Annotated in this window: 17 protein-coding genes and 1 riboswitch; of the genes, 14 read left to right on the top strand and 3 right to left on the bottom strand. The window is 70.8% G+C overall.

The window, feature by feature from the left end; all coding sequences use genetic code 11:
• The first annotated feature begins 146 nt into the window (after positions 1-146).
• Positions 147-893, top strand: a complete 747-nt coding sequence (locus tag AQJ58_RS17265) for an HNH endonuclease family protein (RefSeq protein WP_067251090.1) — start codon at positions 147-149, stop codon at positions 891-893.
• Between the two features lie 85 nt (positions 894-978).
• Here the strand turns inward: AQJ58_RS17265 and AQJ58_RS17260 are convergent, their stop codons facing one another.
• The gene (locus AQJ58_RS17260) at positions 979-1,356 is read right to left on the bottom strand and encodes a hypothetical protein (RefSeq protein WP_234360074.1); all 378 of its coding nucleotides are present in this window, start codon (positions 1,354-1,356) and stop codon (positions 979-981) included.
• Between the two features lie 214 nt (positions 1,357-1,570).
• Between AQJ58_RS17260 and AQJ58_RS17255 the strand changes: the two genes are divergently transcribed.
• The 13 genes from AQJ58_RS17255 (at position 1,571) to AQJ58_RS17200 (ending at position 15,376) form a co-directional block, all read left to right on the top strand.
• Positions 1,571-2,401: a glycoside hydrolase domain-containing protein gene (locus AQJ58_RS17255; RefSeq protein ID WP_067251087.1), complete on the top strand. Its 831-nt coding sequence runs from the start codon at positions 1,571-1,573 to the stop codon at positions 2,399-2,401.
• A 61-nt stretch (positions 2,402-2,462) separates the two neighbouring features.
• The gene (locus tag AQJ58_RS45365; protein ID WP_267892062.1) at positions 2,463-2,588 is read left to right on the top strand and encodes a hypothetical protein; all 126 of its coding nucleotides are present in this window, start codon (positions 2,463-2,465) and stop codon (positions 2,586-2,588) included.
• 157 nt (positions 2,589-2,745) lie between these two features.
• The gene (locus tag AQJ58_RS17250; protein WP_067251085.1) at positions 2,746-3,390 is read left to right on the top strand and encodes a SurA N-terminal domain-containing protein; all 645 of its coding nucleotides are present in this window, start codon (positions 2,746-2,748) and stop codon (positions 3,388-3,390) included.
• A gap of 117 nt (positions 3,391-3,507) precedes the next feature.
• Positions 3,508-4,494 carry a nucleoside triphosphate pyrophosphohydrolase gene (locus AQJ58_RS17245; RefSeq protein ID WP_067251083.1) on the top strand — a complete coding sequence of 329 codons (987 nt, stop codon included), beginning with the start codon at positions 3,508-3,510 and terminating at the stop codon, positions 4,492-4,494.
• Positions 4,495-4,567: 73 nt separating this feature from the next.
• The gene (locus AQJ58_RS17240; RefSeq protein WP_067251081.1) at positions 4,568-5,875 is read left to right on the top strand and encodes a cytochrome P450 family protein; all 1,308 of its coding nucleotides are present in this window, start codon (positions 4,568-4,570) and stop codon (positions 5,873-5,875) included.
• 194 nt (positions 5,876-6,069) lie between these two features.
• Positions 6,070-7,050 (top strand): LysM peptidoglycan-binding domain-containing protein, encoded by a 981-nt coding sequence (locus AQJ58_RS17235; RefSeq protein WP_067251079.1) that lies wholly within the window; start codon positions 6,070-6,072, stop codon positions 7,048-7,050.
• 205 nt (positions 7,051-7,255) lie between these two features.
• A riboswitch (cyclic di-AMP (ydaO/yuaA leader) is annotated at positions 7,256-7,425 on the top strand.
• Between the two features lie 3 nt (positions 7,426-7,428).
• Complete coding sequence (locus tag AQJ58_RS17230; protein WP_067251077.1) at positions 7,429-8,172, top strand: LysM peptidoglycan-binding domain-containing protein; 744 nt, start codon at positions 7,429-7,431, stop codon at positions 8,170-8,172.
• A gap of 339 nt (positions 8,173-8,511) precedes the next feature.
• Entirely contained in the window at positions 8,512-9,801 is a 1,290-nt protein-coding gene (gene eno, locus AQJ58_RS17225) for a phosphopyruvate hydratase (RefSeq protein ID WP_067251076.1), read from the top strand.
• A 202-nt stretch (positions 9,802-10,003) separates the two neighbouring features.
• On the top strand, positions 10,004-10,480 hold the full coding sequence (locus AQJ58_RS17220; protein ID WP_055631708.1) for an FtsB family cell division protein: 477 nt from the start codon (positions 10,004-10,006) through the stop codon (positions 10,478-10,480).
• A gap of 26 nt (positions 10,481-10,506) precedes the next feature.
• A complete protein-coding gene (locus AQJ58_RS17215) occupies positions 10,507-11,112 on the top strand; it encodes a DUF501 domain-containing protein (protein ID WP_067251074.1) in 606 nt (201 codons plus the stop codon).
• Positions 11,109-12,068, top strand: coding sequence for a Ppx/GppA phosphatase family protein (locus AQJ58_RS17210; protein WP_067251072.1), 960 nt, complete (start codon positions 11,109-11,111; stop codon positions 12,066-12,068). The genes AQJ58_RS17215 and AQJ58_RS17210 overlap by 4 nt, the downstream gene beginning before the upstream one ends.
• A gap of 435 nt (positions 12,069-12,503) precedes the next feature.
• Positions 12,504-13,889: an NAD(P)/FAD-dependent oxidoreductase gene (locus AQJ58_RS17205; protein WP_067251070.1), complete on the top strand. Its 1,386-nt coding sequence runs from the start codon at positions 12,504-12,506 to the stop codon at positions 13,887-13,889.
• Between the two features lie 197 nt (positions 13,890-14,086).
• On the top strand, positions 14,087-15,376 hold the full coding sequence (locus AQJ58_RS17200) for a class I SAM-dependent methyltransferase (RefSeq protein WP_067251782.1): 1,290 nt from the start codon (positions 14,087-14,089) through the stop codon (positions 15,374-15,376).
• Positions 15,377-15,521: 145 nt separating this feature from the next.
• On the opposite strand, the gene AQJ58_RS17195 is transcribed toward AQJ58_RS17200, so the two are convergent.
• Positions 15,522-18,050, bottom strand: coding sequence for an ABC transporter permease (locus tag AQJ58_RS17195; protein WP_067251068.1), 2,529 nt, complete (start codon positions 18,048-18,050; stop codon positions 15,522-15,524).
• Positions 18,050-18,820, bottom strand: coding sequence for an ABC transporter ATP-binding protein (locus AQJ58_RS17190; protein ID WP_067251067.1), 771 nt, complete (start codon positions 18,818-18,820; stop codon positions 18,050-18,052). The genes AQJ58_RS17195 and AQJ58_RS17190 overlap by 1 nt, the downstream gene beginning before the upstream one ends.
• Between the last annotated feature and the right edge of the window lie 161 nt (positions 18,821-18,981).

Genomic DNA, 18,981 nt, shown 5'->3' with positions numbered 1-18,981 from the left:
TGCGAGGTATGACCAGTTGAAGTCGTGGTGGTCTGGACCTCGCGAATGCCGCGGTGTACCCGATCGGTACGGTGTGCACCGACGCCCGCCGGGGAAACCGCCCCGTGCGGGGTGGCAGCGGGCAGGCAAGGGGAGGGGCGCGCGGGATGCGTCGGAGGGGTGGGGCGGCGACCGCCGCCATGCTGATGAGCGCGGTGGCCGTCATGGCGGTGGCCGGCTGTGACGGCCAGGGCGTCGGAGGGGGCCTCGGATCGGAGCCGGGTTCCGGTTCGGGGCCGAAGGCGGGCGGAGGGGCGGCCCTCACGGCCGCCGGGTCGCTCACCGTGAAGGGGCGCGCGCCCAAGACCGGCTACGCGCGGGACCGGTTCGGCGCCGCGTGGGCCGACACCGACTCCAACGGCTGTGACACGCGCGACGACATACTCAAGCGTGACCTGAAGGGGGTCAGGTTCACCGGCGGGGACTGCAAGGTGTCGTACGGCGTGCTGGAGTCGGATCCCTACTCCGGCAAGGACGTGACCTACCGGCGCGGTGCGAGCAAGGTCGACATCGACCACGTCGTCGCCCTGTCCGACGCCTGGCAGACGGGCGCGAAGTACTGGGACGCCGGCAAGCGGATAGCGCTCGCCAACGACCCGCTCAACCTCCTGGCCGTCGACGCGAGCACCAACCGTTCCAAGGGGGACGGGGACACCGCGACCTGGCTGCCGCCCAACAAGGCCTACCGGTGCACGTACGTCGCGGCGCAGGTGGCCGTCAAGAAGAAGTACGGGCTGTGGGTCACGGCGGCGGAGAAGTCCGCGATGCAGAAGGTCCTCACCTCCTGCCCCGGCCAGAAGCTCCCCACGGGCGGCAACCCCACGAAGGCGCCGGAGCGCTTCCACGCGGGCTGAGGCGGCGCGCCGGTGACGGTGTTCAGTGCCCTGCCGCGCGGCTGAGGGCCGCGGGAGCCGCCCCCGCGGGCGGGGCCGTACACACCTAGCGCCCGTACGGGTAGCCCTGCTGATACGGCTGCCCGTACACCGGCACGGGCGGTGCCGTCGGGGTCTTCTTGTCGAACACCCAGAAGAGCAGCAGCGCGGTCGCCACCAGCAGGGTCACGAACCAGGCGACGCCGAGGAACGCGTCACCGTCGTCGTTGTTGGAGGTCGCCGCCCACGGCAGTGTCACGCACTCGTACAGCACGAACGAGGCGCAGGCGCCCCAGTCGGAGGGGCGGCCGCGGCGCAGTGCCACATAGAGGAAGGGCACCCACACCAGGAAGCCCAGCGAGAACCATCCCAGGGCGGCCCAGGCCAGCCGCTGGAACCAGCCGCCCTCGAGCCGCTTCTGCGCACCCGTCGTTGTCGTCGCCATACTCATCCCGCCCCCAGGTCATCAGGGGGCAAGGGTAGGTCATCGCGGCCGGTTCCGGCCCTGCGCTCCCTTTACTGTGACATGAGCGAATCTTGTGGCTATGGGGAACAGGTGTTTCCCGATCGCGGGGGCGGCGCGCGTTACCGTGCGATCCGTTTGGTACGCACACACATACGCATCGACGATCGATCTCAGGAAAACGGGTGGGGTGGGGATGGCCGAGCACCGGCAGTCCAGGAAGCGCAGGTACATCACGTGGGGCGTGGCCGGGGCGGCCGTCGTCGCCGGTGCCGGGATCGCCGCCCAGCAGTCCATGGCGGCGACCACCTGGCCCGCGCAGAAGACCTATACGGGCCGCGCCTTCGACACGTGCACCGCGCCCTCCCTGTCCGCGATGAAGGCCTGGAAGACCGACGGCTTCTACGGCGCCGCCGCCGTCTACGTCGGCGGCAGGAACCGCGGCTGCAACCAGCCCAACCTCACCGCCTCCTGGGTCAAGTCGGTCGACTCCCTCGGCTGGAAGCTCATCCCGCTCTACGTCGGGGCCCAGCCGCCGTGCCAGACCGGCTCCAGCCCCGAGAAGATCACCGCCGCCACGGCCACCTCCCTGGGTGCCACGGACGCCGCGGACGCCGTCGCCAAGGCCTCCGCGCTCGGCATGAAGACCGGCAGCCCGATCTACCTCGACATGGAGGCGTACGACATCACGAACACGTCGTGCAACAACGCCGTGCTCGCGTACGTCCGCTCCTTCACCAAGACCCTGCGCGCCAAGACGTACCGCGCCGGCTACTACGGCTTCAGCAGCTCCAGCGCCAAGGCGATCGCCGACGCGACGGACAAGACGGACCTGCCGGGCAACCTGTGGTACGCGCTGTGGGACAAGACGAACACCACGACCACCGACTGGCCGTGGGGCGCCACGCAGTACACCGACCACAGCCGTGGCCACCAGTACCTGGTCAACAGCAAGGAGACCCGCGGCGGCTCCACCATCACCGTGGACCGCGACGCGTGGGACGCCCCGGTCGCCCTCGTGGGCTGACCCGGGGGCGGCGCGTCCCCGACGACGCACGCGCGCGTGAGCCACGCCCCGGTGACCGGGGGTGTCCTTCGACGCGGTGGGCGGCACCCGTGCGCGGGCGAACGTCAGCACGGCGGGCACCGGCGACGGCGTGCGCGCGGGAGTCGCCCACGCGATCGGCGACGCGGTGACCGCGGTACCGGGCTGATCCCTCGCACCGACGAGCGGGCCGGTCCGAGCGCGGCGGTGCCCGAAGTCCTGGTGAATCGTTGGTCGAATGGGTTGGCCCCAGGCGCCCCACTGCCTACCATCGATCACCGCAAGACTTTGTGCACCGTCGCACAATCTCCGACCGGGAGGTTCCCTTGCACCGCCGTCGCCGCCGCACCGCGTTCCTGCTGTCCGCCGCGATCGTGGCGGCCCCCCTCCTCACCGCCTGCGGGAACGACGCGCATCCCGGCGCGGCGGCCGTCGTCGGCGGTCAGCGGATCACCGTCGCCCAGCTCGAGAACCGGGTGAACGAGGTGCGCGAGGCCCAGCGGGCGGCCGTCCACGACGAGGCGCAGTACGCCCAGGTCCTCGCCCAGACGAGCACCCTCACCCGGGACACCCTGCACGGCATGGTCCTGGACGAGGTGCTGGACCGGGCTGCCGAGGACGCGGGCATCACCGTCACCCGTCGCGAGGTCCAGCAGGCGCGGGCCGGTCTGGAGGAGCAGGCGGGCGGCGCCCGGGGCCTGGAGACCTCCTGGCTCCAGCAGTACGGCGTCGCGCCCGAGCGCCTCGACGACAACCTCCGCCTCCAGGTGGAGGCCCAGAAGCTCGCCACCCGGCTCGGTACCACCACCGGTGACCCCGCGTTCTGGAGCGCGCTGTCGGTGACGTCGAAGAAGCTCGGCGTCGACCTCAACCCGCGCTACGGAACGTGGGACGTGCGCAAGGTCAGTCGCGTGGACGCGAAGACCCCCTGGGTCCGCGAGGTCACGGCGGCGGGCACGCAGCCGACCTGACCACAGGACGTATGACCACAGGACGTATGAAGGTGTGACCGTACGACGGTATGACCGGCCGCCCTGCCTGTGGACAACCGGGCGGAGCGGCCGGCGGCCGTGGGTTACGTTCGGTGTGTGAACGATGTGACCGCACCCACCGGCTCCGCGACGGGCCGAGTCGTCCTGCTGACCACCAGCCACCGGGTCGCCCCCGGCCTGCTGTCCTGGCCCGCCTGGCAGGCCCTGCGCGAGGCCGACCGGGTGCTGTGCGCCGACGGCGCCCACCCCCAGCTGCCGTATCTGCGCGAGGCGGGGATACAGGTGGAGGAGGCCTCCCCGACCGCCGAGGACCTGCTCACCTCCTGCGCGGGCGGACGCACGGTCGTGGTCGTCGCGACCGGCGAGGGCGAACCGGCCCTGACGGACGGACTGGCCCGGCTGGCCGGCTCCGGCCGGGTCGCGATGCCCGAGCTGGAACTGCTCCCCGCCTCCTACGACCTCCCCGGCGCCCGCCTCCTCGACCTGATCCAGGTGATGGACCGGATCCGCCGCGAGTGCCCCTGGTCCTCCCGGCAGACCCACCAGGGGCTCGCCAAGTACGGCATCGAGGAGGCGTACGAACTCGTCGAGGCCATCGAGGACGGCGACCGCGACGAGCTGCGCGAGGAACTGGGCGACGTCCTCCTCCAGGTCGTCTTCCACGCCCGGATAGCCGAGGAGGACGAGGACGCCCCCTTCTCCATCGACGACGTGGCCGCCACCATCGTCACCAAGCTCATCCACCGCCACCCGCACGTCTTCGGCGACGCCACGGCCACCACCCCGGAGGAGGTCAAGGCGCACTGGCTGCGCACGAAGGCGGTGGAGAAGCAGCGGGAGTCCGTCACGGACGGTATCCCCCTCCACCAGCCCGGCCTCGCCCTGGCCGCGAAGCTGTCGTCGAGGGTCCGCTCGGCCGGTCTCGACGTCCCCCTCCCCGCCGCCGAGGGCATCGGCTACCGGCTGCTCGCCCTCGCCGCAGGGGCGGAGGCGGAGGGTGTCGACCCGGAGGAGGCCCTGCGCGCGGCGGCCCGCGTCTACCGGGACGCGATCCGCGAGCGGGAGAAGCAGGAAGAGCGGTGAATCAGAAGGAGAAGCAGAAGCAGAGGGAGAAGAAGGAGAAGGCGCAGAGCGTGCACGCGAGGAGCAGGAAGCAGTGAGCAGCCGGCCCCACCCCCCGACCGTCCCGCCCGCCCCCGAGCTCTTCACCTGGGAGTTCGCCACTGACCCCTACCCGGCCTACGCCTGGCTGCGCGAGCACGCCCCCGTGCACCGGACCCGGCTGCCCAGCGGAGTGGAGGCCTGGCTGGTCACCCGGTACGCCGACGCGAAACAGGCCCTCGCCGACCAGCGGCTCTCCAAGAACCCCGCGCACCACGACGAGCCCGAGCACGCCAGGGGCCGGACCGGCATCCCGGGCGAGCGCAAGGCCGAGCTGATGACGCATCTGCTGAACATCGACCCGCCGGACCACACCCGGCTGCGGCGGCTGGTCAGCAAGGCGTTCACCCCGCGCCGGGTGGCCGAGTTCGCGCCCCGGGTGCAGGAGCTGACCGACGACCTCATCGACCGGTTCGCCGGCGCGGGCGAGGCCGATCTGATCCACGACTTCGCCTTCCCGCTCCCCATCTACGCGATCTGCGACCTCCTCGGCGTGCCCCGCGAGGACCAGGACGACTTCCGGGACTGGGCGGGCATGATGATCCGTCACGGCGGCGGACCCCGGGGCGGTGTCGCGCGGTCCGTGAAGAAGATGCGCGGCTACCTCCTGGAACTCATCCACCGCAAGCGCGCGGAGCTTCCCGAGCGGCCGGACCCCGGCGAGGACCTCCTCTCCGGTCTGATCCGCGCCTCCGACCACGGCGAGCACCTCACCGAGAACGAGGCCGCCGCGATGGCCTTCATCCTGCTCTTCGCCGGCTTCGAGACGACGGTCAACCTCATCGGCAACGGCACCTACGCCCTCCTCACCCACCCCGGCCAGCGGGAGCGGCTCCAGCGGTCCCTGGCACAGGGGGAGTGCGCCCTCCTGGAGACCGGCGTCGAGGAACTCCTGCGCTACGACGGCCCGGTCGAACTGGCCACCTGGCGCTTCGCCACCGAACCCCTCACCCTCGGCGGGCAGGACATCGCCCCCGGCGATCCCGTCCTCGTCGTCCTGGCCGCCGCCGACCGCGACCCCGCCCGCTTCACCGACCCCGACACCCTCGACCTCTCCCGCCGCGACAACCAGCACCTCGGGTACGGCCACGGCATCCACTACTGCCTGGGCGCCCCCCTTGCCCGGCTGGAGGGCCAGAGTGCCCTCGGCACCCTCCTCACCCGGCTGCCCGACCTCCGACTCGCGGCGGACCCGGCCGACTTGAGATGGCGCGGCGGGCTCATCATGCGCGGACTGCGCACCCTGCCGGTGGAGTTCACCGCGGTGCGGGGCCAGCAGGTGGACCACAGCGAGCTGACCTGAGGTCAGCCGCAGTGTGACCGTCCGATGGAGCAAAGGTGACCGACCCTCAAGTCTGTGATCTTCACGTGATCTGCGCGGCATTAACTTGTGACTACTGATCGTCTGCCGATACGTTCGGTCGTCAGCGCGGCGAACCCCTGTGCGCTCACGTCGTCCGTCGCGCCGGTCACTGCTGTCCAGAGAAAGGCCCTCGCATGCTCTCCGGGAACGGTCGGCACCGTCGCCCCCGTCAGGCTCCGGCCCTCCTCGTCGCGGCCGGAGTGACCGGCTCCGCCATCGCCCTCCCGCTCCTCGCCGCCAGCGGCGCGAGCGCGGCCGACGGCACGGTGTGGGACAAGGTGGCGCAGTGCGAGACCGGCGGCTCCTGGAGCGCCGACAAGGGTGGCGGCGAGTACGGCGGCCTGAGCCTCTCCCAGGAGGACTGGGAGACGTACGGCGGCCTCGACTACGCCCCCCACCCGGATCTGGCCAGCCGCAACCAGCAGATAGCCGTGGCCCAGCAGCTCCTGGCCAAGGAGGGCGTCGGCGCCTGGGGCACCTGCGGGCTGACGTCCGGGCTCACCCAGGTGAACGGCGCGGCGGACGGCGTGGACACCGGAGTGGCGGGCGACGAGTCCGACTCGCCCGTGTCATCCGGATTGTCCGACCTGTCCAAGGGGACGTCCGGCTCCGACGGCTCCGACGGGTCCGGCGACTCCGCCGCTGACGCCTCCACCCCCTCGGCCGATCCGTCCGCTTCAGCCTCGGAATCCCCTTCGTCCGCTTCCTCCTCCGAGGCGAACGACTCGGGCAAGTCCGACACTTCGGGTAAGTCCAAAGAGGACGCACAGGAGTCCGGCGGTCCGTCCACGGTCGAGCCGGAAGTGGACAACTCGGATAATTCGGTACAGGATGCCGGGACTTGGAGCCTGGTCGACACCAGCTCCCTCGGCTCCGGCCGGCATCGCGGCGCCACAGCCGACGAGGCCGCCACGGACGGCACCTCGACCGCCAGTGCCGGCCGGCATGCCGCCTCCACCTACACGGTCCGCGAGGGCGACACCCTCGCCTCCATCGCCGACTCCCTTGGCGTCGACGGCGGATGGCGCGCCCTTTACGCCGAGAACAAGGACCGTATCGGTGCCGACCCGGGCGCCATCATGCCCGGTCAGACCCTCGACACAGTGGTGCAATAAGGGCGGAACGCCCGTAAAAACACCGGGAGTTCACGTCCCACTTCGCGACGATTGTCCGGTTTGGTGAAAGTGTGGGATGAGTCTCAGAAGTCGTGATCGTCTTTGAAATTCCCGGGATGGGGTGTCTACGGTCAGGACCGCTCGGCAATCCGGGCCCCGGCCGCCGCAACGCCGAATCCTGCCAGTGGCGGCCCGGGAACAGTCGTCGCGTCAAGCGCCGTAGGCAGGAGCGGGGGACCCAAGGTAAGTGCCGGGCCCGGCGGTTGACCGCCGGAACCGGCTCGGGGTGAAGCCGCGCACCACGAGGTGCGCGGCCGGGCAACTCAACCGGCCCGAACCCGACAGCTCACCTCGCAGGCGTCGGTGAGGGGATGAACCATGCTGTTTTCCGGCAAGGGCAAGCACCGTCGTCCGTCCAAGGCCACCCGGGTCGCCGCTCTCGCGGGCGTCACCGGTGTCGCCATCGCCGCCCCGCTGATCGCGGCCGGCAGCGCCTCCGCCGCCACCGCCTCCGAGTGGGACGCGGTCGCCCAGTGCGAGTCGGGCGGCAACTGGTCCATCAACACCGGCAACGGGTACTACGGCGGCCTGCAGTTCTCGGCCTCCACCTGGGCCGCGTACGGCGGCACCGCCTACGCCGCCCGCGCCGACCTGGCCAGCAAGGAACAGCAGATCACCATCGGCGAGAAGGTCCTCGCGGGCCAGGGCAAGGGCGCCTGGCCGGTCTGCGGCACCGGCCTGTCCAGCACGCCGTACGGCGGCGGTTCCGGCTCCACCGGCTCCACCGGCTCCGGCAGCACCGGCTCCTCGTCGAGCTCCAGCAGCTCCAGCAGCTCCAGCAGCTCCAGCAGCTCGAACGGCTCGACCACCCGTTCCACCGAGCAGCAGACCGCCTCCCGCTCCGTCGAGCGCCCGGCCGCCTCCAAGACGGTCACCACCCCGACCGGCAAGAAGGTCAAGAAGGGCGACGGCGAGTACAAGGTCGTCAAGGGCGACTCCCTCAGCTCGATCGCCGAGAAGCACAAGGTCAAGGGCGGCTGGCAGAAGCTGTTCCAGCTCAACAAGGACATCGTCGAGGACGCGGACCTCATCTACCCGGGCCAGCAGCTGCACCTGAAGTGACACAGCCGCTGCCGTGCGGGGCCACAGGCCGCTCACATCGCGGCCCCGCACGCTGAGGACTCGTGAGGGTCACCCCCCGTCCCCGCGGGCTCCCCGCTCCGGTGCGTATTTCCCCCGTACGCACCGGAGCGGGGTTTTCTTTGCCCAGGTGTTCGTCTCTGCGCCACCCGTACACATTGTTCCGATGGGGAACAATGTGTACGGTCAGTTTGTCCACGGGGCGGTCGGTCGGCTGCCGCGGGCCCCGGGGCGGTTAGGCTCTAGGCGCAAGGCCCACCACAGGCCGCAAGGCCCCTGTGCCCCGCACAACCAGCGTCACATCCCAAGAAGGAGATGCTCGTGCCGTCCATCGACGTCGTCGTAGCCCGGGAAATCCTGGACTCCCGAGGCAACCCCACGGTCGAGGTCGAGGTCGGCCTCGACGACGGCAGCACGGGTCGTGCCGCCGTCCCGTCCGGCGCCTCCACCGGTGCCTTCGAGGCCATCGAGCTCCGTGACGGCGACCCCAACCGCTACCACGGCAAGGGTGTGGAGAAGGCCGTCCTCGCCGTCATCGAGCAGATCGGCCCGGAGCTCGTCGGCTACGACGCCACCGAGCAGCGCCTGATCGACCAGGCCATGTTCGACCTGGACGCCACCGACAACAAGGGCTCCCTCGGCGCCAACGCCATCCTCGGCGTCTCCCTCGCCGTCGCCCACGCCGCCTCCGAGGCCAGCGACCTCCCGCTCTTCCGCTACCTGGGCGGCCCCAACGCGCACCTGCTGCCGGTGCCGATGATGAACATCCTGAACGGCGGCTCGCACGCCGACTCCAACGTGGACATCCAGGAGTTCATGATCGCCCCCATCGGCGCGGAGTCCTTCTCCGAGGCCCTGCGCTGGGGCACCGAGGTCTACCACACCCTCAAGAAGGTCCTGAAGTCCAAGGGGCTGTCCACCGGCCTCGGCGACGAGGGCGGCTTCGCCCCGAACCTCGGCTCCAACCGCGAGGCCCTCGACCTCATCCTCGAGGCCATCAAGGAAGCCGGTTACCTCCCGGGCGAGCAGATCGCCCTCGCCCTCGACGTCGCCGCCTCCGAGTTCTACAAGGACGGCAAGTACCTCTTCGAGGGCAAGGACCGCTCCGCCGCCGAGATGACGGAGTACTACGAGGAGCTCGTCGCGGCCTACCCGCTCGTCTCCATCGAGGACCCGCTGTTCGAGGACGACTGGGCCGGCTGGAAGGTCATCACCGACCGCATCGGCGACAAGGTGCAGCTGGTCGGCGACGACCTGTTCGTCACCAACCCCGAGCGCCTCGCCCGCGGCATCGAGGAGGGCACCGCCAACGCCCTGCTCGTCAAGGTGAACCAGATCGGCTCGCTCACCGAGACCCTGGACGCCGTCGAGCTGGCCCAGCGCAACGGCTTCAAGTGCATGATGTCGCACCGCTCCGGCGAGACCGAGGACGTCACCATCGCCGACCTGGCCGTCGCCACCAACTGCGGCCAGATCAAGACCGGCGCCCCGGCCCGCTCCGAGCGCGTCGCCAAGTACAACCAGCTGCTGCGCATCGAGGAGATCCTCGACGACGCCGCGGTGTACGCCGGCCGCTCGGCCTTCCCGCGGTTCCGCTCCGCGAACCAGTAGCCAGGCACAGCCAGTCGGCAGAGCCGGCAGGCACAGTCAGTAGGCGAAGCGGCAGGCAGGACCCGTGGGCACAGGAGCGCGCAGTGCCCGAGGGCTGACCCGGCCCGGGTCAAGCGACAGCCAGTCGTACGTACGTCCCCGTACTCGGTCCCGTACCGTGTGCGGGGACGTACGCGCGTGTGAAAGGGGAGGCGCGAAGCCGATGGCCGCGAGGGACCGGGACCGTTTCTCCACCGCGACGAGACTGCGGGTGCTCGGCGAGCAGACCGCGGCCCGCGTCTACCGCTCCCAGACCAAGCGCCAGGCCCGCCGCTCCCGTCTGACCGGCCGCGCCGCGCTGCTCGCGCTGGTCCTGTGCACCCTGATCGTCGCTCTCGCCTACCCGATGCGGCAGTACGTCTCGCAGCGCGCGGACATCGCCGATCTGGAGCGGGAGAAGGCCGAGGCCACCCGACGGGTGGAACAGCTGCGCGACCTCAAGGCTCGCTGGCAGGACGACGCGTACGCCGAGCAGCAGATCCGGGAGCGCCTGCACTATGTGATGCCGGGGGAGACCGGCTTCATCGTGATCGACCCCGACGCGGTCAAGAAGGCCCGCGCCGACCTCGGGGCGGCCGACCGCCCCTGGTACTCCAACGTCTGGGACGGGGTCGACAAGTCCGACGCCTCCGACCAGTGAACCGACAGAGAGACAGTCCTCCAAGCATGGAAACGCCCCCGCCGACCACCCCGCGCACCGAGCCCACCGACGCCGACGTCGAGGCCTTCAAGCAGCAGCTCGGCCGCCCGCCGCGCGGACTGCGCGCGATCGCGCACCGCTGCCCGTGCGGTCAGCCGGACGTCGTCGAGACGGCGCCCCGGCTGCCCGATGGCACCCCCTTCCCGACGCTGTACTACCTGACGTGCCCCAAGGCGAACTCCGCGATCGGCACGCTCGAGGCGAACGGCGTGATGAAGGAGATGACGGAGCGGCTGCAGAGCGACCCGGAGCTCGCGGCCGCCTACCGCGCCGCCCACGAGGACTACGTCCGGCGCCGGGACGAGATCGAGGAGCTGAAGGGCTTCCCGAGCGCGGGCGGCATGCCGGACCGGGTGAAGTGCCTGCACGTGCTCGTGGCGCACTCCCTGGCGGCGGGCCCGGGGGTGAACCCGCTCGGCGACGAGGCGCTCGCCATGCTGCCGCAGTGGTGGGCCAAGGGGACGTGCGTCACCCTGCCCGGTGCGCCGTCCGGCGAGGGGTGGCAGGTGGAGACCTCCGAGGACGGCTCCGGTCACTTCGCCTTCAAGCCGGTGGACGGAGACGAGCGGTGACCCGTGTCGCCGCCATCGACTGCGGTACGAACTCCATCCGCCTCCTCGTCGCCGACGCCGACCCGGAGACGGGCGAACTGGTCGACCTCGACCGCCGTATGACGATCGTCCGCCTCGGCCAGGGCGTCGACCGCACCGGCCGGCTGGCGCCCGAGGCGCTGGAGCGGACCTTCGCCGCGTGCCGGGAGTACGCGGCGGTGATCAAGGAGCTGGGCGCGCAGCGGCTGCGGTTCGTCGCCACCTCCGCCTCCCGGGACGCCGAGAACCGCGACGAGTTCGTCCGGGGCGTGCTGGACATCCTGGGCGTCGAGCCCGAGGTCATCACGGGCGAGCAGGAGGCCGAGTTCTCCTTCACGGGCGCCACGAAGGAGCTCAAGGGCCGTACGGACCTCGCCCGCCCCTATCTGGTGGTGGACATCGGCGGCGGCTCCACGGAGTTCGTCGTCGGCGAGGAGCACGTACGGGCGGCCCGCTCGGTGGACGTCGGCTGTGTGCGGATGACCGAGCGGCACCTCGTGGTGGACGGCGAGGTCACCGACCCGCCGAGCGCGGAGCAGATCGCGGCGATGCGCGCCGACATCGAGGCGGCCCTGGACCTCGCCGAGGAGACCGTCCCGCTGCGCGAGGCGCACACGCTGGTGGGCCTCGCGGGCTCCGTGACGACGGTCTCGGCCATCGCGCAGGAGCTGCCCGCCTACGACTCGGTGGCCATCCACCACTCGCGCGTCTCCCACGCCGGGGTCCGGGAGATCACCGAGTGGCTGCTGCGCTCCACCCACGCCGAGCGCGCGGCGATCGGCTCGATGCACCCGGGCCGGGTGGACGTGATCGCGGCGGGCGCCCTCGTGCTGCTGTCGATCATGGAAAGGATCGGCGCGCGGGAGGTCGTGGTGAGCGAGCACGACATCCTCGACGGCATCGCGTGGTCGGTGGCGGGAGCCCCGGGGACCCTGTAGGGGGCACTCTGCTGAGCAGCCCGAATGACGTATGAGCGTGGCGGCGGGGTGCTCGTGGTGGCCCGAAACGGTTCTCCACGACACCCCTCCGGGAAAGTTCGTGAAGTTCTTCACAAGGAATTGGGCCCTGGTGGGCGCCCCATGAGGGCCGGTTGACCCTTCCGGGGGGCCAACACCCGTGTGAACGTGTTCAAAAGAGGCGCGCACGGACGTTTCGAGGAGGTCCGCCCCAGGGGTGTTTCCGACCCCTCACCCCACCCCCGGACACCCGGAGAGGCAGCTCACGCGGCATTGACAACGCCTCGCCCCGCCCGCTGGTTCCCCCTTGGCGCCATGATGTGGATCACGCGGGTCGCGGAGGATAGCACACACCCTCCACAAGCTTGTGAAGGGGCGCACGAGCGGCCCCCCTCGGGCGGGTGGATACTCGATGCCATGAGCACCACGGAGCGTCCCAGGATCCTCGTAGTAGGCGGTGGGTACGTAGGCCTGTACGCAGCTCGGCGCATCCTCAAGAAGATGCGCTACGGCGAGGCGACCGTCACGGTCGTCGACCCCCGGTCGTACATGACCTACCAGCCCTTCCTCCCCGAAACCGCCGCCGGCAACATCTCCCCGCGCCACGTCGTCGTCCCGCTGCGACGCGTGCTGCCCAAGGCGGAGGTCCTCACCGGCCGGGTCACCACCATCGACCAGGACCGCAAGGTGGCCACGATCTCCCCGCTGGTCGGTGAGGCGTACGAGCTGCCCTTCGACTACCTGGTGATCGCGCTCGGCGCGGTCTCCCGCACCTTCCCGATCCCCGGCCTCGCCGAGCAGGGCATCGGCATGAAGGGCGTCGAGGAGGCCATCGGCCTGCGCAACCACGTCCTCGAACAGCTCGACAAGGCCGACTCCACCACCGACGAGGAGATCCGCCGCAAGGCGCTCACCTTCGTCTTCATCGGCGGCGGCTTCGCCGGTGCGGAGACCATCGGTGAGGTCGAGGACATGGCCCGCGACGCGGCCAAGTACTACAAGACGGTGTCCCGCGAGGACATGCGGTTCATCCTCGTCGACGCCGCCGACAAGATCCTGCCCGAGGTCGGCCCCAAGCTCGGCCAGTACGGCAAGGAGCACCTCGAGGCCCGCGGCGTGGAGATCTACCTCTCCACCTCCATGGACTCCTGCGTCGACGGCCACGTCGTGCTGAAGAACGGCCTCGAGGTCGACTCCAACACCATCGTGTGGACCGCCGGCGTCAAGCCGAACCCGGTCCTGGCCCGCTACGGCCTTCCGCTCGGCCCCCGCGGTCACGTCGACACCGCCCCGACCCTCCAGGTCCAGGGCACCGACTACATCTGGGCCGCCGGCGACAACGCCCAGGTCCCCGACGTCGCCGCCCGCAAGGCCGGTGTCGAGAACGCCTGGTGCCCGCCGAACGCCCAGCACGCGCTGCGCCAGGCCAAGGTCCTCGGCGACAACGTGGTCTCCGGCATGCGGGGCTTCCCGCAGAAGGACTACGAGCACTCCAACAAGGGTGCGGTGGCCGGTCTCGGCCTTCACAAGGGCGTCGCGATGATCGTCATGGGCAAGATGAAGATCAAGCTCAAGGGCCGTCTCGCCTGGTACATGCACCGTGGCTACCACGGTCTGGCGATGCCGACCTGGAACCGCAAGATCCGCATCTTCGCCGACTGGACCCTCGGCATGTTCCTCAAGCGCGAGGTCGTCTCCCTCGGCGCGATGGAGAACCCCCGCGAGGAGTTCTACGAGGCCGCCAAGCCCGCCCCGGCCCCGGCCGCCGCCAAGCCGGAGAACGAGAAGGCCAAGGCCTCCTGATCTCCACCCCCTGAACGACCCGAAGGGGCCGCCCGCCATCCGTGGTGCGGGCGGCCCCTTCGGCCGTCCAGCCGTACCCGTGGCGTCCGCACCTCTTTTTGCCCGGACGTACCGGCCGCGCGGGACTGAACTCGGGCACCTTCCGTGTTTACGTGGAATCCGGACAGTCCGGGATCACCGTCACGGAGGTGTGCTCCATGGCCGATGCCGCGCCGCGGCTCCACGCGATCGTCGAACAGCTGCTGGGTGCCCCGCTCCCGATGCGCATCCGCGCCTGGGACGGTTCGCAGGCGGGTCCGCCCGGGGCGCCCGCGCTGGTCGTACGCAATCGCCGAGCCCTGCGCCGTATGGTGTTCAAGCCCGGTGAACTCGGCCTGGCCCGCGCCTGGGTCGCCGGGGACCTGGAGATCGAGGGCGACCTCTTCGTCGCCATGGACCTGCTCTCGGGGCTCGTCTGGGAGCGCGGCGACGACGCCCCCGGCCTCGTCCGGGCCCTGGGCGACCCCGGGTTCCGCGCGGCCGCCCTGGCGCTGCTGAAGATGGCCGGCCCTCCGCTGCCGCCCGCCCCGCCCCGCGAGGAGGTGCGCCGCACCCGGCACCGCCACACCCGCCGCACCGACCGACAGGCCATCAGCCACCACTACGACGTCGGCAACGACTTCTACGAGATCGTCCTCGGCCCGTCCATGGTGTACTCCTGCGCCTACTGGCCGGCCCCCGGCGCCACCCTCGAACAGGCCCAGCACGACAAGCTCGAACTCGTCTGCCGCAAACTCGCCCTGAAGCCGGATCAGCGTCTGCTCGACGTCGGCTGCGGCTGGGGGTCCATGGCCGTCCACGCGGCCCGCGAGCACGGCGTCCGGGTCGTCGGGATCACCCTCTCCCAGGAGCAGGCGGCCTACGCCCGCAAGCGCGTCGCCGACGCCGGCCTCACCGACCGGATCGAGATCCGGGTGCAGGACTACCGGGACGTCACCGACGGGCCGTACGACGCGATCTCCTCCATCGGCATGGCCGAGCACGTGGGCGCCGACAAGTACCTGGAGTACGCGAGCGACCTGTACGGCCTGCTCGCTCCCGGCGGGCGGCTCCTCAACCACCAGATCGCCCGCCGGCCCGAGCGCGACGAGGCCGCCTACGAACTCGACGGGTTCATCGACGCCTACGTCTTCCCGGACGGCGAACTGGCCCCGATCGGCACCACCGTGACCCAGCTCGAACGGGCCGGCTTCGAGGTCCGGGACGTGGAGTCCCTGCGCGAGCACTACGCCCTCACCCTGCGCCGCTGGGTGGCCCGCCTGGACGACGACTGGCGGCGCGCCGTACGGCTGAGCGGCGCCGGCCGGGCCCGGGTCTGGCGGCTGTACATGGCCGCCTGCGCCGTCGCCTTCGAACGCAACCGCATCGGCGTCAACCAGGTCCTCGCCGTCCGGCCCCCCGAGTCCGGGGAGTCGGGGATGCCCCTGCGCAGCCGCACCTGGAACTGAGCGCACGGGGACACAGGCGCACGGGGACACAGGCGCATGGGAACACAAGCGCACGGCGACATCGGCGCACGGCGGCATCAGCGCACCCGGACATGAAAAAGAGGGGCCCCGCGTCTCGTGACGCGGGGCCCCTTGCCGGTGCCGGCTACTCCGCCTTGATGGCCGCCAGCATGTTCAGCCGGGCCGCCCGCCGGGCCGGCCACAGCGCGGCGAGGACGCCCACCCCGGCGGCCAGCAGCAGGAACACGGCCATCCGGTCCCAGGGCAGGACGAGTTCGTACGTCGCCATCCTCGTGCCGAGCAGCTCACCGGCCGCCCAGCCGAAGAACACGCCCAGGCCGATGCCGAGCACACCGCCGAACAGGGAGATGACCAGGGACTCCAGCCGGACCATCCGCTTGACCGCGCGGCGGTCCAGGCCGATCGCCCGCAGCATGCCGATCTCCTGCGACCGCTCGAAGACCGACATCGCCAGCGTGTTGATGACACCGAGCACGGCGACGATCACCGCCATCGCGAGCAGGCCGTAGAGCATGTTCAGTATCAGGGTGAACATCTGAGCGATGGAGTCGGAGAGGTCCTGCTTGCTCTGCACCTTGACGCCCGGGTTGGAGCCGAGGGCCTTCTCCAGCCGGTCCTTGGCCGCGTCGGAGGCGCCGCCGGAGGTCTTCACCATGACCTGCATGTCGTCCGGGGAGTCCTGGTGCGGGGTGAGCGTCGCGGTGTCGAGCAGGATCCCGCGGAACAGCTCGTTGGCCCGGTAGACCCCGGAGACGGTCAGCCGCTGCTTCGCCCCGTCCTCGTACGCCACCTGGAACGCCGAACCGGCTTTCCAGCCGAACGACTTCGCGGTCTCCTCGTCGACGACGACCTTCGTGCCGCCCACCTCGAACCTGCCGTCGTCGACCGGCAGATCGGTCAGCTCGCCGAAGGCGGAGCCGTTCACGCCGGTGATGTTCTCGGTGCTGCCGTCGATCCGGGCCGGCGCGTTGCGCATCGGACTGCTGAGGGTCACGCCCCCGGCCGACGTCAGCTTCTTCTCGATGTCCGGGGAGAGCGGGTTGCCGTTCGCCATCGACACCACGTAGTCGGCGCGGATCGCCGAGGACGCCATCTTGTCGATCGACTTCTGCAGACTGCCCGCCATCACCGTCATCCCGGTGATCAGGGTGAGGCCGATCATCAGCGCCGAGGCGGTGGCGGCCGTACGGCGCGGATTGCGCACCGAGTTCTGCCGGGCCAGCCGGCCGGAGACCCCGAAGATCCTGAGGACCGGCGCGGCGGCCGCGATCAGCGGACGGGACAGCAGCGGGGTCAGGATGAACACACCGATGATGAGCAGGACCGCGCCGAAGCCCATCGGGGCCTGGCCGTCCGAGCCGTCCATCGTCGTCGCGTACAGGACGGTCGCCACGCCCGCCGCAGAGAACAGTGCGCCCAAGGTGTTGCGCAGCACCAGCGACTTGGTGGTCGCCTTGGCGTGCAGGCTGCTCATCGCGGCGACCGGCGGGATCTTCGCGGCGCGGCGGCCGGGCAGCCAGGCGGCCAGCACGGTGATGACCACACCGACGGCGAACGAGGCGGCGACCGTGCCCGCCGACACGATCAGCGGTCCGTCGGGGACGGACGCCCCAAGGGAGCCCATGAGGGTGCGCAGTCCGGCGCCGATGCCGATGCCGACCACCAGACCGGTCGCGCCGGCCACCAGGCCCACCACGAAGGCCTCGATCAGCACCGACCGGGTCACCTGGCGGCGCGAGGCGCCGACCGCGCGCAGCAGCGCCAGCTCCTTGGTGCGCTGGGCGACCAGCATGGTGAAGGTGTTGGCGATGATGAACGTGCCGACGAACAGCGCGATCCCGGCGAACACCAGCAGGCCCTGCTTGAGACCGCTCATCGAGGAGGCGATGAACTCGGCCTGCCGGTCGGCGAGCTGCCTGCCGGTCTCGGTGTCGACCCGGTCGCGCGGCAGCGCCGCGTCCAGGGCCCTGCGCAGCTCGGTCTGGGTGGTGCCGGCGGCGGCCTTCACGTCGATCTCGTCGTACGCGCCCGCCTTGCCGAACAGTTTCTGCGCCGTCGGGGTGTCGAACAGGGTGAGGCTGCCGCCGGCCGCGACATTGCCGTCGTCGGTCCGGAAGACGCCGGAGACGGTGGGCGTGAGCACCGGTCCGTCGACGGAGAGCCGCAGCCGGTCGCCGACCCGGTAGCCGGTGCGCTCGGCGGTCTTCCAGTCCAGGGCGACCTCGTCGGGGCCCTTCGGCGCCCTGCCCTCCGCGAGGGGGTAGCGGGGGTCGTCGGTGCCCCAGTAGTTGCCGCCCTGGGACTGGAAGCCGTCGCCGACGAGCTTGCCGTCCTTGTCGGCGACGGCGGTGAAGCCGGTGACGACCCCGATGGCGGACGCGGCGCCGGGCACCCGGGCGCTCTTCTCGCGCAGCGCCTCGGTCAGGTCGGGCGTCGCGACGATGCGGTCGCCGACGTCCGGCTGGGGCTGGGCGGTGACGGCCACGTCGACCTGGTCGAAGCCCTTGGCGGAGCTGTTCTGCAGGGCGTGGGAGAGGGTGTTGGTGAAGACGAGGGTCCCGGAGACGAAGGCCACGCCGAGCATCACGGCGAGCACGGTCATCAGGAGCCGGGTCTTGTGCGCGAGGACGTTGCGCAGGGCGGTGCGGAACATCAGCTGGTACGGCCCTTCGCGTCGAACTGCTTCATGAAGTCGAGGACCGTCTCCGCCGTCGGGCGGTACATCTCGTCGACGATCCGCCCGTCCGCGAGGAACACCACCCGGTCCGCGTACGCCGCGGCCACCGGGTCGTGGGTCACCATCACCACCGTCTGGCCCAGTTCCCGCACGGAGTTGCGCAGGAAGCCGAGGACCTCGGCGCCGGAGCGGGAGTCGAGGTTGCCGGTCGGCTCGTCGCCGAAGATGATCTCGGGCCGGGAGGCCAGGGCGCGGGCGACGGCGACGCGCTGCTGCTGTCCGCCGGAGAGCTGGGAGGGGCGGTGGTCCAGCCGGTCCTTCAGGCCCACCATCGCGATGACCGAGTCGAGCCACTCCTTGTCCGGTTTCCGCCCGGCGATGTCCATCGGGAGGGTGATGTTCTCCAGGGCGGTGAGCGTCGGCAGCAGGTTGAACGCCTGGAAGATGAACCCGATCTTGTCCCGGCGGAGCTTGGTGAGCTGCTTGTCCTTGAGCGAGCCGAGTTCCGTCTCGCCGATGCGCACCGAGCCGGAGGAGAAGGTGTCGAGGCCGGCGACGCAGTGCATGAGGGTGGACTTGCCGGACCCGGAGGGGCCCATGATCGCGGTGAACTCGGCCTGCCGGAAGTCGACGGAGACCCGGTCCAGGGCGACCACCTGGGTCTCGCCCTGCCCGTAGATCTTCGACAGGTCCGTGGCGCGTGCGGCCACGGCGGTGGACCGTTCGGCGAGGGGGCTGGTGGTCACGGGAACGCGCTCCTGTCGGGACGAGGGGTGTGGGGTCCTCGAGGACCTCAACCATCGTCGCGGGGCCCGGCGGCCCTGTAGTCAGTCGCTGTTCCGGTTCTGAAGGCAGACTCCGGTCGGACCGAGGACCGCCGTGTCATACCTGGGGATGACACCTGTCC

Source organism: Streptomyces sp. DSM 15324 (assembly GCF_001514285.1).
Classification (GTDB): Bacteria; Actinomycetota; Actinomycetes; order Streptomycetales; family Streptomycetaceae; genus Streptomyces.
The sequence above is the reverse complement of the archived record's forward strand: the minus strand, read 5'-3'. Positions and strand labels throughout refer to the sequence as shown.

Excerpts from the sequence above, each read along its gene's own strand:
- AQJ58_RS17265 (WP_067251090.1), top strand. The coding sequence starts at position 147 with ATGCGTCGGAGGGGTGGGGCGGCGACCGCCGCCATGCTGATGAGCGCG.
- AQJ58_RS17260 (WP_234360074.1), bottom strand. The coding sequence starts at position 1,356 with ATGGCGACGACAACGACGGGTGCGCAGAAGCGGCTCGAGGGCGGCTGG.
- AQJ58_RS17255 (WP_067251087.1), top strand. The coding sequence starts at position 1,571 with ATGGCCGAGCACCGGCAGTCCAGGAAGCGCAGGTACATCACGTGGGGC.
- AQJ58_RS17235 (WP_067251079.1), top strand. The coding sequence starts at position 6,070 with ATGCTCTCCGGGAACGGTCGGCACCGTCGCCCCCGTCAGGCTCCGGCC.
- AQJ58_RS17230 (WP_067251077.1), top strand. The coding sequence starts at position 7,429 with ATGCTGTTTTCCGGCAAGGGCAAGCACCGTCGTCCGTCCAAGGCCACC.
- AQJ58_RS17220 (WP_055631708.1), top strand. The coding sequence starts at position 10,004 with ATGGCCGCGAGGGACCGGGACCGTTTCTCCACCGCGACGAGACTGCGG.
- AQJ58_RS17215 (WP_067251074.1), top strand. The coding sequence starts at position 10,507 with ATGGAAACGCCCCCGCCGACCACCCCGCGCACCGAGCCCACCGACGCC.
- AQJ58_RS17205 (WP_067251070.1), top strand. The coding sequence starts at position 12,504 with ATGAGCACCACGGAGCGTCCCAGGATCCTCGTAGTAGGCGGTGGGTAC.
- AQJ58_RS17200 (WP_067251782.1), top strand. The coding sequence starts at position 14,087 with ATGGCCGATGCCGCGCCGCGGCTCCACGCGATCGTCGAACAGCTGCTG.
- AQJ58_RS17195 (WP_067251068.1), bottom strand. The coding sequence starts at position 18,050 with ATGTTCCGCACCGCCCTGCGCAACGTCCTCGCGCACAAGACCCGGCTC.